Annotated in this window: 12 protein-coding genes and 2 pseudogenes; 3 read left to right on the forward strand and 11 right to left on the reverse strand. The window is 45.6% G+C overall.

Annotation, left to right across the window (positions count from 1 at the left end; translation table 11 throughout):
• Positions 1 to 136: 136 nt before the first annotated feature.
• Together JJQ88_RS19125 and JJQ88_RS19130 are read left to right on the forward strand one after the other, a co-directional pair.
• Positions 137 to 2293: a glycosyltransferase gene (locus tag JJQ88_RS19125; RefSeq protein WP_210367635.1), complete on the forward strand. Its 2157-nt coding sequence runs from the start codon at positions 137 to 139 to the stop codon at positions 2291 to 2293.
• A gap of 32 nt (positions 2294 to 2325) precedes the next feature.
• A complete protein-coding gene (locus tag JJQ88_RS19130) occupies positions 2326 to 3141 on the forward strand; it encodes an FkbM family methyltransferase (protein ID WP_210367636.1) in 816 nt (271 codons plus the stop codon).
• Between the two features lie 47 nt (positions 3142 to 3188).
• Here JJQ88_RS19130 and JJQ88_RS19135 read toward each other — a convergent pair whose 3' ends face one another.
• From JJQ88_RS19135 to JJQ88_RS19180, 10 genes are all read right to left on the reverse strand, one after another.
• Complete coding sequence (locus JJQ88_RS19135; protein WP_210367637.1) at positions 3189 to 4166, reverse strand: NAD-dependent epimerase/dehydratase family protein; 978 nt, start codon at positions 4164 to 4166, stop codon at positions 3189 to 3191.
• Complete coding sequence (locus JJQ88_RS19140) at positions 4166 to 4615, reverse strand: dTDP-4-dehydrorhamnose 3,5-epimerase family protein (RefSeq protein WP_210367638.1); 450 nt, start codon at positions 4613 to 4615, stop codon at positions 4166 to 4168. Before JJQ88_RS19140 ends, JJQ88_RS19135 begins: the two co-directional genes overlap by 1 nt.
• Positions 4612 to 5715 carry a CDP-glucose 4,6-dehydratase gene (rfbG, locus tag JJQ88_RS19145; protein ID WP_210367639.1) on the reverse strand — a complete coding sequence of 368 codons (1104 nt, stop codon included), beginning with the start codon at positions 5713 to 5715 and terminating at the stop codon, positions 4612 to 4614. Before rfbG ends, JJQ88_RS19140 begins: the two co-directional genes overlap by 4 nt.
• Before the next feature lie 7 nt (positions 5716 to 5722).
• A complete protein-coding gene (gene rfbF / locus JJQ88_RS19150; protein WP_210367650.1) occupies positions 5723 to 6496 on the reverse strand; it encodes a glucose-1-phosphate cytidylyltransferase in 774 nt (257 codons plus the stop codon).
• A gap of 39 nt (positions 6497 to 6535) precedes the next feature.
• Positions 6536 to 7246 carry a glycosyltransferase family 2 protein gene (locus tag JJQ88_RS19155; RefSeq protein ID WP_210367640.1) on the reverse strand — a complete coding sequence of 237 codons (711 nt, stop codon included), beginning with the start codon at positions 7244 to 7246 and terminating at the stop codon, positions 6536 to 6538.
• Positions 7243 to 7932: a glycosyltransferase family 2 protein gene (locus JJQ88_RS19160; protein ID WP_210367641.1), complete on the reverse strand. Its 690-nt coding sequence runs from the start codon at positions 7930 to 7932 to the stop codon at positions 7243 to 7245. Before JJQ88_RS19160 ends, JJQ88_RS19155 begins: the two co-directional genes overlap by 4 nt.
• Positions 7929 to 9326 (reverse strand): sugar phosphate nucleotidyltransferase, encoded by a 1398-nt coding sequence (locus JJQ88_RS19165; protein ID WP_210367642.1) that lies wholly within the window; start codon positions 9324 to 9326, stop codon positions 7929 to 7931. Before JJQ88_RS19165 ends, JJQ88_RS19160 begins: the two co-directional genes overlap by 4 nt.
• 262 nt (positions 9327 to 9588) lie before the next feature.
• A complete protein-coding gene (locus JJQ88_RS19170) occupies positions 9589 to 11289 on the reverse strand; it encodes a transglutaminase domain-containing protein (protein ID WP_210367643.1) in 1701 nt (566 codons plus the stop codon).
• A 220-nt stretch (positions 11290 to 11509) separates the two neighbouring features.
• Complete coding sequence (locus JJQ88_RS19175) at positions 11510 to 11791, reverse strand: hypothetical protein (protein ID WP_210367644.1); 282 nt, start codon at positions 11789 to 11791, stop codon at positions 11510 to 11512.
• Positions 11792 to 11829: 38 nt separating this feature from the next.
• A complete protein-coding gene (locus tag JJQ88_RS19180) occupies positions 11830 to 12123 on the reverse strand; it encodes a hypothetical protein (RefSeq protein WP_210367645.1) in 294 nt (97 codons plus the stop codon).
• Between the two features lie 227 nt (positions 12124 to 12350).
• Here JJQ88_RS19180 and JJQ88_RS21345 point away from each other — a divergent pair.
• A pseudogene (locus JJQ88_RS21345) lies at positions 12351 to 12467 on the forward strand (IS3 family transposase); the annotation flags it as partial.
• Here JJQ88_RS21345 and JJQ88_RS21350 read toward each other — a convergent pair.
• Positions 12454 to 12885 (reverse strand): annotated as a pseudogene (locus JJQ88_RS21350) (IS3 family transposase); the annotation flags it as partial. The pseudogenes JJQ88_RS21345 and JJQ88_RS21350 sit on opposite strands and share 14 nt — an antisense overlap.

A 12885-nucleotide genomic window follows, 5' to 3' on the forward strand; every position in this document is an offset into this window, starting at 1 on the left:
CTGGATGTTAGATGAACGAATTCCTACTTTATTGTTTATGCGGAAAGCATAATCTTCTTTCCTTTTATCGTAGCAAAAGGCGCATGTAATAAAGGACTCGCCATAAAAATATATATGTATGCAGGAGGTGAACGTCTTGGGAAAGAAGCATGACCATCAACTATATCTGAAAATCATGTATGGAATGAAGCTTTACCAGGCAAACCGGCACGAGGAGGCGATCGGGCAATTCCTTGAGATTCTCTCTGAACATCCCGACTCGGTCGAAGCAAGATACAATCTCTCCATTGTCTACATGAAAAACAGCCAATTTTCTGAGGCAATCAAGCATTTTACAATCATTGCAAAGATCATGGGTGATGAAGGGGATGCGTTCAAAGCGGAGATTTGGAACTATATAGGCATCTGTCATATAAAGGGGAAACAATTCACCGAAGCTTTCGAAGCGTTAGGGAAAGCTTCAGAAATCAAGCCGGGTTTGAGATCACAGCAGATTCCCTACCTAAAAGAAATGATCGAGGAAGCCTCAGCACCCTCTCCTAGACTATTCCAGGAGTTAGGTGACTATTATTTTGAAATGGGCAATGATTTTAAAGCGGAAGAGATGTATTTAAAAGCAATTGAAGAGAATGGTGACCATATTGTCCTTTTATACTCCCTGTTACAGGTTTACAACCGGATTCAGCAAAGAAAAGGAGCCCTCCCGCCGGTCAAGCAAACACAATACATACCGGCAAACATAGCTGTGAATCCTTCAATCATCTGGATGGAATCTAATTCACAACAGCTTTTTGAAGCTGAAGAAACCGCAAATGAGGAAAGAAAGCGATGGGAATCTTATTTCGTCAATGGCAATCGCGTGCTGGAGGTAAGCTGGCCGGAAATTGCAGAACTTGATGCCAATCTGGATGGAGGGGGATACGATGGAATTCTGCTCACCATCCAGGACAGTCCGTTGACCATTTTGAATATGATCCAGATTTTCAAGTGCTGCTCCAACCTTACCAATGTGACAGGAAAAACCATCATTATCGCTGACAGTCCGGATCCGCCCTTTTCTCCCTCGCACAAAAATACGTTGTTGACCTTGTTCAGGTCCACGGGCTGGACACTGAAAGAAACAAATTCAGCTGGGGATAAAGAGCCGTTTTATCTTGTCGCGCAAAAAGCGGTCTGTGAAGTAATATGGCAAAGCCCGATCTTCAATGCCTCAGGTTATTCCGAAGAACAGACCCAGTATCTGGATGCAATAAAACCGTATCCCCTGAAGATTAAGACCATTCCTTTAGATCCCGCTCCAGAGCTTGATCAATATCCGGCCGATATGAAATCGTATTTGTGGTCCTTGCAGAATCAACCAGTCAAATCACCATTGATCCATTATCAGGCAGCTCCCGCCAATGCTTTTTCCTACCCATATGCCCCTCTTTCGATTGCAAGGACCATGTTCGAGACAGATACTCTGCCTCCTGCCTGGGTCAAAATCTTGAATGAAATGACGGAAATCTGGGTTCCATCTGACTTCAACCTTAAGACATTTGCTGCTGCGGGTGTTGACGCCGAACGGATGAAAATCATCCCCGTGCCGCTGGATGAGCATAAATACGATCCAAACCGTGTTTCTCCCTATCCACTAAACGAAACAGCATCCTGCAAATTCCTGTCAGTTTTTGACTGGAGTATCCGCAAGGGATGGGAAATCCTGCTTCAGGCATATTTTGAGGAGTTTCGTGAAGATGAAGACGTAATCCTTATCTTGAAGGTGTCAAAAATAAATGAGCCAAATTCAAATCCGCAGCAGAAAATTGAAGAACTGGCCAGGAAACTGGGCATTCATCAGCCGCCGAAATTCCACATCATCGAGGATACTTTGACACAGGAGGAAATGATCCGCTTATACGCCGCTGTTGACTGCTTTGTCCTGCCTTCAAGGGGGGAAGGCTGGGGAAGGCCATACATGGAAGCCATGTCGATGGAACTTCCGACCATCGGTACTAGATGGAGCGGCCAGCAGGCGTTCATGAATGACGGGAACAGCTACCTGATAGATATCGAAGGTCTAGTGCCTGTTGACCCAAAAGGCATGCCTCCCCACTTCCACGGGCACCGCTGGGCTGAGCCGAGCATGGACCACCTGAAGACCTTGATGAGACATGTTTTCGACAATCCGGAAGAAGCGAAACGGAAAGGCCTGGATGCTAGGAAATCATTATTTCCCCGTTTTTCAAGACAAAACATCGGACAGCAAATCTTTCAGCGGATTGAGGAACTCGTCCATCATCATTACCGGTAGAAGTGCCTCCAATTCCCAAAGAGAGGTGAATTATGGATAGAATGAACGTTTATATGGGCGACCATACGGTTTTGACGAAGCTGGCTCATGGCCCGAAAATTTTTCTTGATACACGCGAATTAAGCATGGCAAGCCATCTGATCTTGGATGGGTTATGGGAAGATTGGATCACGAAACTGTTTGTCTCCATCGTCAAGCCGGGGATGACTGTCCTCGACATCGGAGGCAACTGCGGGTACTATTCACTGCTCGCTTCCCATCTTGTCGGCAATGATGGGACCGTCCATGCCTTCGAGCCTAACCCCTTCCACCATAGCAATTTCATCAAAAGCAAATCGATCAATGGATTTTATCATCTGCATTTACACAAGGTCGCTTTAGCCGACAAACAAGGGACAATGCCTTTCCACATTCCCGTATTGTCCACCGCTTCAGCAAGCTTTTATAAAGAAGTATCCGAGGGCCTTATCGCGAAAGCCGACATCGAAAGCATCGATGAAATCAAGATCCTCGATGTCTCTGCAGTAAAACTGACGGATTACCTGCCAAACCTGAAAGCGGATGTCATCAAAATGGATATTGAAGGCGCAGAACCGCTGGTGATGGAAAGTATATTCGAAATCATTAACAATAGCGGCAAAGTTCAAATCATCATGGAGTATAAACAGGGTTCCTGGATGGACCATGGATTCGACTGTCAATCCATCCTGGATCGATTCATCAGCAACGGGTTTACGATCCAGATCATTCAGCATGACTCGACGCTCCTTCCAGTCACTGTGAAGGAATTGATCCATAAATCAATCCACGCAGAATATGACCTTTATATCAGCAACAGTGAAACTTGATAAAACCCTGTCAAGAACTGAAACAACCAGAGGATCCCCCTCTGGTTTTATTTTTTATTCGATAAATCCTCCATTAGATAAGCCTGTAGCCCTTCTTCTAGGGAGGAGGGTTTCCAATCCAGCATCGTAATCGCTTTTTGGTTCGATCCGTAATTCACCATGTCTTCTCCAGGCCGTAAAGGACGCTTCCCAAAAACAAGCAGGTTTTCGTCTGCCCCCAATATTCGCGCAATGTTCAACAGCAGGCTTCTCAACTGTGTAGGCTTACCATGACATAAATTAAACACATCAAACAGAGCCTTCCTATTTAGATCTTCCATCAAGGCTTTGTATCCTTTGGTCAAATCCCCAATATGGATAAAATCCCTAGACTGCTCACATCCCGACAGTTCAATCGGATTGCCTTCTTTCAAAGCTTCTATTACACTCGGGACCAGCTTTCCCGGTGCATCTAGCACGCCATATGGAATGAAAACCCTCGCTATCCTCGTTGGCAGCTGGAATTCATGTGCCAGTTGATAGGCACGGACCGTTTCCGAAAGTTTCGATAATCCATAAGGGGTGTTCGGCCAGCAGGCGTCTTCCTCACGGCAGCCCCTGTCACTTGTTCCATACTCTGCAGATGAACCGGTGACGATCACCCCCTTGCAGCCGCAGTCACTCAGGGATGAATAGAGCGTATACAACGGTGCCACATTGACCAAGTGGCCCTGGTCAAGACTGTACCCCAGACTCGAATAGTCTTTCGCCCACCCAGCATGATGAATCCAGACATCCGGCCGGATGGCTTGGATGAAATCACGCAGTCCAGCCGCGTTTCTTATATCCAATTGTTTTATCTCAATCTTCGCTTCGATCAACCTTTTCAACCGCTCAGTTCGAAGGGCGTCATAATGATGGATGTCCTGGCTGATAGTCCCAATCACATGGAAGGGATCTTCAGCCAAATTCCTGGCAAGATGGAAGCCTATAAAACTGCTTACCCCGGTGACGACAACTGTCTGTTTCCTTGCTTTCCCCTCCATTATCGGTGGACCAGCTCCCAGGAGTAAGGAATGGATGGATCAAACGGGTCCTTTCGTTTGATTTCATCAGGATCATGGGGGATTGAAGAACAATTAGCTACAATTGCCATCTCCGTTCCAATTCCTTTGAAACCGTTCCATACCAAAGGTGGGATCGTCACCCGGCAATAGTTGTCAGGGCCAAGGAAGATTTCCTGGACTTCCCCAAAAGTCGGGCTGCCCTCGCGGCTATCATAAAGGACCAATTTTATCCTCCCATGGGGAACCGTATAATTCAAAATCATTTTTTCATGGAGATGCCAGCCTTTGATCACCCCGGGATAAATACAGGAAAAATAAATCTCTCCAAAAGAGACGAAGTCCGCATCGTTACTGCGCATCATATGCATGATTTTGCCTCGTTCATCAAGGATTTGCCGCATCGGTGTTATTTTCACACCCTCTATCATCTGTCCATCCCTCCAAGCTTATTTGCCTTTGTATACTCTTCAATTTGCCTGAAACAGACGGCTGTCAATTCCTGCTTTTCCAGATAGGCTTCTGTCCATTCCATCACTTTGCCAATTGCCGCACCCACATCCCAGACTGGATGCCAGCCCAAAATCGCCTTTGCTTTTGAGCAATCCAGCTTTAAGAAACGGGCTTCATGGGGCTGACTCTTATTTTCAATCACATAGGAGCCGCTGCCTTTCCACCTGGCGCATAGTTCGTTTACCATCCATTCCACATTCTTTGCATCACCGTCTTCCGGGCCGAAATTCCAGCCTTCGGAATAGAGGGGGCCTTGCTCATAAAGCTTCTGTGTCAGCAGCATATAACCGCTTAGCGGCTCAAGTACATGCTGCCACGGCCTTATCGCTTCAGGATTCCGAATGTTTATTTCTTCTCCTTTTATCAGCTTGCGGATGCAATCAGGCATCAATCTGTCCTCGGCCCAATCTCCTCCCCCGATGACATTCCCTGCTCTTGCCGTAGCAATGCCAACCCCATGTTTCGAGTAGTCCTCCGGATTGAAAAAAGAGCTGCGGTAGGAAGCAGTGACTAGTTCGGAACAAGCCTTGCTGTTCGAATAAGGATCGTATCCTCCCAGCTGGTCGTTTTCGCGATATCCCCAGTGCCATTCTTTATTTTCATAACATTTATCGGTTGTAACATTGAGTACTGCTTTGATTGGGATCCCATCCTTGATGGCATTCCGCACAGATTCAAAGAGATGCACTGTCCCGAGGACATTTGTCTGGTAGGTTTCCAGAGGATTGTCATACGAGGCCCTTACGAGCGGCTGCGCCGCCATGTGGATGACGATTTCAGGCCGGGCATCGATCAATGCTTTTTGCAGTTTTTGAAGGTCCATGATATTTCCGTATACGGTCGGAATCCATTTATCCAGTCCACACAACTCAAACAAACTCGGTGTCGTTGCCGGAGGTAATGCATAGCCTGTAACTTTTGCCCCTAGCCGGTAAAGCCACATGCACAGCCACGATCCTTTAAAACCCGTATGGCCAGTAATAAAAACTCTTTTATTTTTCCAAAATCCCTTATTCATTGTTCGATCACCAAATCTTCCAGGGTGCCTGCCCTTTTTTCCACAATTCATCAAGCCGGTTTTTATCCCGCAATGTATCCATTGGATGCCAAAAGCCAAAATGTTTATAGGCCATCAGCTGATTATCCTTCGCGAGCGCCTCCATCGGTGCTTTCTCCAGCACAGTAGCGTCCCCTTCTATATAATCAAAGATTTCCGGCTGCATGACGAAGAATCCGGCATTGATCCAGCCTCCATCTCCCTTTGGTTTTTCCTGGAAAGCGGTCACCATATCATTCTTTGCCAATTCCAGAGCCCCGAACCTGCCATTCGGCTGCGTAGCGGTCACTGTAGCAATTTTTCCATTGGCAAAGTGAAAATCGATTAGTTCCTTGATATTTACATCCCCCACTCCATCCCCGTAGGTAAGCATGAAGGGCTGATTTCCCACATAATCCTGGACCCTTTTCAATCTGCCGCCAGTCAGTGTCTCCATCCCTGTATCCACTAACGTTACTTTCCAGGGCTCGACAGTGCCATCGTGGAAAATCCTTTCATTATGATTCCGGAAATCGAAGGTGACGTTTGAAGCATGCAAAAAGTAATTAGCGAAGTATTCTTTTATATAGTAACTTTTATATCCCAGGCAAATGATGAAATCATTGAACCCGTAGGTGGAATAGATTTTCATGATGTGCCACAAAATAGGCTTTTCTCCGATCTCAATCATCGGTTTAGGCTTCAAGTGCGATTCTTCGCTTATCCTGGTGCCAAACCCGCCTGCAAGGATGACAACCTTCATATCTTGTGGATCAAGTTTCGTCATTTCTCCTCCCCCCTTTTAAGGATTGAACTGCTTTTCATAGGGTTTCAAATAATCCCCTGCCGGATTAAGCGGGAATTGGTTGAACGGTCTCAGGAAGCTTTCCCTTCCTGGCTGGCCTCCCCATTTGACCCGGTAATAATGCTCATATAACGGAAAGGTTTTGTTATTGATCTCTTCCAGCCGGGTGTCGGATTTAATCGTCGATGATCCATTATAATGATGTGTGACGGGAAGGTCGGTACAAACCTGCTCATATCCAGAGAGATGGAGCCTTCTGTAGTAATCACAATCTGAAAAATAATGCGGCAGGATGGTATCCCATGGTCCCGCTTCTTTGACAGCTTTCATGTTAAAAGCCACAAGAGCGTGATAATTCGTAAACGCCACACCCCAATTTCGTCCTTCCTTTTGCAACTCCTCAATCGCTAATAGAAATTTCCCAGCTGTGCCATCCGCCGCTTCAGCATCATTATGCATAAAAAGGATCACATCACAGTCCTGTTCAGCCCCAAACCGATGCAATAGATTCATCGTCTGGCTAAATGTCAGTGGAACAGGGGGAGTATAGGTTCGCGTGTCTGAAAAACCTAACTCTGCTTGCCGCAATTCCTTATTGCTCGAGTTATCAATGATTACGGTATTGGACAAGTATGGCTTGATGCTGGCAAGAGCTAAACTAAGCAAATCGATCCGATTGACGTAGCCAATCCCGACCAGATACTTCATGTTGTCCCTCCTCCATGCTGATTTCCTGTAAAACCACTCGGACGGAAGACAAGCTCATACGATAATTGCTCTGTTTGATGGATCTTCCACTTGTCTAACAGATAGCTTTTATATAAGGGAAATGTTATCGAGGTAATATATTCAAAGTAAGCATCGGATTTGATCGAGGAACTGCCATGATGAATGACAGGCAAATCTGTCTGCAGCATTTTATACCCCGCACTGTGGAGCCTCCAATAGTAATCATTGTCGCTGAAATACATGGTAAAAACAGTGTCGTGCCCGCCTATAGCCTTTGCTGCCTCAACATTGATTGCGCACAGGGAATCATAATTGGTGAAAATGGCCCCCCATTTTTCTTCTTCCCGGCGTACTTCCTCAATCAGTTTCAGGAATGCTTCCGGCACTCCATGTGCTGCTTCCGCATCTGCATGCATGAAAATCAAGGCATCACATGACCGCTCCTTGGCAGCTTCCAGCAAATAGTTTATTTTTTGAGGAAAAGTCAGTGGAACAGGCGGTTCGAATATCGTCACCTTTGAAGATAATGAATCTTCAGCACGTAAATCCAGACCATCGGAATTATCAACAATCACCGTATGAGGCCAGTATGGTTCAATGCTATCCACCGCGCGATGAAGCAGGTCCAGGCGAGACTTATAACCAATACCCACGAGATAGTTCATTCGCTTCGCCTCCTGTATTCAGCAGACTTCTTTTCAATCCCCCGCTTCATTTCCTCCCATGACATGTACAAACGGACAATGTCCTCTTCCACTAGCTCGCTGCCCATCTGGACTTCAATGAATTCCAGATCTTCGATGGCTTTAAGCCCGTGCCTGGAACCGACAGGAATATTCAGGACATCGCCGGGTTTTACGATGGATAACTTGTCATCGAGGACGAATTCTCCCTTTCCTTTGACAATCACCCATACTTCGCTTCGTTTGTGATGGTATTGATAACTGATGTTGTTCCCGGCTAAAACACAGAGGCGTTTTGTCAGCATGCTCATTCCATTGGCCCCTTCCTCATAATCAAGGACCCTGTACCATCCCCAGCGGCGCTCCTCATACATCGGACGCTGTTTTTCCTGGACCAATTCTTTGACAAGATGGCTTTTCGATTTATCCGATACGAGGATCCCATCCGGGCATGCCGCAACAATCATATTGGAAGCCCCGATGACCGTTACAGGGATATTCAACTCATTGAGGATATGGGTATTTGCGCATGTATCAGCGATTTCTACCTTTCCGATGGCTGCTGTTTCCATCTCCTCTGTCAAGGTGTTCCAGGTCCCCAGGTCCTTCCAATAGCCGTCATAAGGAACAACCGCAATTCTTTCTGCTCGTTCAACCACTTCATAATCGAAACTGATCTTAGGAAGTTTTCCATAATCCCGCACCATCTCTTCGAAATTTCCGGAAAATCCCCTTCCTTTCAGCTGATTGATGATATAGCCCAGCCTGAAAGCAAAAACACCGCAATTCCATAATGCGCCCTTTTCTATCAAGTTCCGAGCCTGCTCTTCTGTTGGCTTTTCCTTGAAAGCTTCGACACTTTGAAAAAGCCGCGTGTCATCGTCAGAATCTTTGGCCATGATATATCCATATTTCGTTGACGGATAAGAAGGACGGACTCCAATTAACGCGATTTCCATATTAGTCCGGTGGATCACATCCTCTAATGCCTTTACTTTGTCAAAAAACCGGTCATCCACGAACGGGTCCACCGGCATGACCGTCACCACCTCATCAGGCCCGATTCCCTCATGGCCATTTAAATATGCTGCAGCCAGGGCAATGGCCGGAAACGTATCCCTTTGATCTGGTTCAATGATCAACGGCACCTGGACGCCTAACTGGCTTTGGATGATATCCAGCTGCGCGCGGTTCGTAGATATGAAGGAGCTCTCCTTCAGCCCGTTTTTCCCCAGCTGCCGCCACATCCGCTGGACCATGGATTCCAGCTGCCCTTCAGGATTGGTTAGAACCGTCAGGAACTGTTTGGATCTGGAATGGTTCGAAAGCGGCCAAAGACGCTTTCCTGACCCCCCTGACAATAATACAAGTTTCATTCAGACACCCCCATTTGCAAGTTCCCTACAGACTTAATATCATATGTAGAAGCCTTCTTCTTTGTCTGGACAGATAGGAAACAAAAGGGCAGGCAATTCTCATGATTTTGAGTATCATATGTTCCTGCTTCCTGGAAGGTGTTGCTGTCTATTAAAACTGTTGATCTTTGACTCCAATTGCAGACCATTCCCCGGCGGATGGCCAACCGAGGTTTTAAAATGAAAAAACAGACCTGCCCATCTGGACAAGCCTGTTCTTGATTTAGTACTGTACCCCTTTTCGGTTATGGGTCTTATCAAATTCTGCTGGATCTGGATCGAAATACTTCTCCGTATATTTCGCCACGAACTTGCCTTTTTGGAGATAGCCGGATCCCCAGGTAGGGTCCATTGTCACCCATTCCCCGCCGAGCTTCGCTTCCACCCATGCATGGTTTGACGGCCAGAGGCCTCCTTTGGCCGTCCCCTCGATGAAGCGGGCTTCAATCCCGCTTGCCCTCAAGAGGGCAACCGTGAGATAGGAGTAATCCTGGCAGACCCCTGTTTTCGATTCCATCGTTTTCAACGCGCTGTCATCCCAACTGAAATTATCGTTTTCAAGCTTTTCGACATCGTAGGCGACCGTTTTGGCAACATATTCATAAATGGCTTTTGCCTTGTCGCGATCAGTGTTTTTACCTGCAGTGATTTCCTTTGCCAGCTGCTTGATCGGTTCGGCATCTGACTGGACTCCCCTTGATGGCAGCAGGTCGCGTTTGTCCTCACCTGTCGAGTTGATTTCAAATTTCGCAAAGCCGAAGTACCTGAAATAATCGCTTTTCTCTTCCTTGATTTCCGGCACACTCAATGTGACTTCATAAGTTCCAGGCCCAAAACGCAGATAAAAGGAATCGTCAAATTGAAAATCCTTTACCGGGATGACATCCAATGCCTCGTCTTCCCCTTTTTTCGTCGTGATATAAATATGGGTCGTTTCCGGCCCGAATTCAGCTTTCGGATCGATTTTTCCTTTGATGCGGTACTCGCCATCTGCCTGTTCTCCGCCAAAGATCGGATACTCCAACGTTACACCACGTTCCATATAGGACCTTGAAAACTCAATCGGGAGCAGATTGCGGTCGGACTGGTTGTCAATCATGATGGTCGAGACAAGTTCATAATAATTTTCCCGGTCTTCTTGCGGCATCATGACTTCAAGCTTATGGACCCCTTTGCCGTAAAACAGCGGGACATCATAGGCGAACTTCCCCTTTTTGATTGGAATGACATGGTTCCAGCTTTCCGAGTCCTTTGTGAGCTTCAGCATAATCGAATCCTCATCCGTCAGCTTTCCAGCAGACCCTTCCAATCTAAAAAGCTCTTTTTCTTTTATATAGCTCGAATTTAGATCAATCGACACTTCCGCTTCCTGGCCAACAGGCGTGATCGTGACATCCCTGTGTGTTTCAGGATTCACATTGTGCACATCGAATCTTGTGGCTTCATAGTAATAATTCTCTGTTTCAGTGCTTGGGATGTGCACGCTAATACGGTATTTGCCTTCACCGTTAAAAAAGCGGACCGTCTCCTTGAACTTGCCATCCTTGATTTTTGTGTAATACTCATGTTCCTTCCCGGCAGGGCCCTCTTCATCGGCCCTCACCTTGATCAACAGATAATCAGATTCCAGCGACTCAAACTTCTCAATTTTCCCTTCTACGACCGCTTTGCCATTAACCGCGAATTCCCGGTATTCAGGCTTTGAAAAAGAAGAGGCGACTTCCTCGTTGTAAGGACTCAGCTCCAGCGGCTCCATCTCCAGCTCCTTGTTCTTCTCCTTCACCAGCTTCTCATACCGGTCCTCTTGCTTTTTTTCCTCCTTCGCCTTTGTATCACTAGGACTCGCATCACTGCAGCCAGAAAGGATGAAAAGCGCGCTCATCACCAGCAGCAAAACGGTTAAAATAGGATTCTTTCGATCCATTGTTACCTCCCCGGATTGTTTACCTTATGGTTAAAATTTTTGCGATGAATTATTTACGATTTTCAACATGGAAAGTTTCAGAGACTTAGGTCCCCCTTTACCAGTTACTGTGACAAAATCAAGTATAAAATGGATTAGCCATTTCCGGCTAATCCATTCTATTAATCATATAGCCCCAACCCAACTACTATTCCGCAGATTGCCCCTTAAACAATGGAAGCTATGCAACAGCTACAACTATCCTCCATAGAGCAAATACTATCGCTATTGAAACACCAGCCAGCACAGCTTTTTTATTTACCGTTCCATCTTTTGAGGTTGCCTTGATTGCAGTTAAAATCATTCCAACAAAAAATAGAAAGGCAAAAAACATTAAATTATATAATTGATCTCCAACATCAATGATCCAGTTTTCTTGGACATTATACGCATAAATACCGAATGCCGTAAAAACAGAAACGAAGTAAATGTTTTCGAACCGGGAAAACTTTGTCTTTTTCATTTATTTTGCCCCTCTTTGTGTGTAATCACTTCATCACTTTAAAATATAGACATCATTATTCTCCAAATTAAAAATAGTAGTGCAATACAAAGACCGGTTAGCACCATTTTCCGCGAAACTTTTTCACCTTTTTCTTTTATACTGCTTAAATTCATTCCGGCCAGTATTAATCCAATAAACATGAAGAAAATAAAAATTACTAACAGAAGTTCATGCTCACTAGGAACAATTAAGCCTTCTTCCTCCTGTACACTATATCCCCATATAAAAAAACTACCAACAACTATCGTATTATAGACATAAACACTGAGCTCAAAATTCCGAACCTTCATGTCTATATCCCCTAGGAATTTCGATTTTTAGCAAATCAATCCCAGACAGCCCACCAATTAAATTAGCAATAACTCGTATAATGAATGTCATTGCTTTTTAACAAACTTCCTCAATCTTCAATAAGGGATTCGTAATACAATTCAGTAATTATTAGTGCGGCGCAAACAAGAATGAAGCCTGGTCTAAACTGGAAACTTCTCATAATACCACTGGAACCCTCCATGCAGTCGTTCACCACTTTGACCGGGGAGTCCAATATGCCTCCTTAGAGTATCAAGTATTATTGAAAAAGTACGATATGGTAGGAAGCATGAGCCGAAAAGGGAACTGTTATGACAACGCTTTCCTTTCCCTGGCTTTTGACGCTTGTACGCCATCTTTAACGCTGAGAGGACCAGCTCCTTAGTCATGGTCTTATCCATCGCCCAGCCTACTATTTTACGAGAATATAAGTCCATTACGGTCGCCAAATACAACCAGCCCTCATTGGTCGGAATATAGGTGATATCCGTTACCCATAACTGGTTTGGCCTGCTTGCTTTAAATTGACGATTCAAGACGTTTTCACTTACTGGATGCTGGTGCTTCGAGTTCGTCGTTGCCTTGTATTTCTTGACCGTACAAGACTTCCATTGGTTCTTCGTCATAATGCGGGAGACCGTACGCTCACTTACCTTTACACCTCGTCTGTTTAGGGTTTTAGCTATCTTGACGCTGCCGTATCGTTGCTTGAACTCCAAATGGGTCTGAAGGATTGCCTG

The organism is Bacillus sp. REN3, from assembly GCF_017912555.1.
Classification (GTDB): domain Bacteria; phylum Bacillota; class Bacilli; order Bacillales; family Cytobacillaceae; genus Mesobacillus.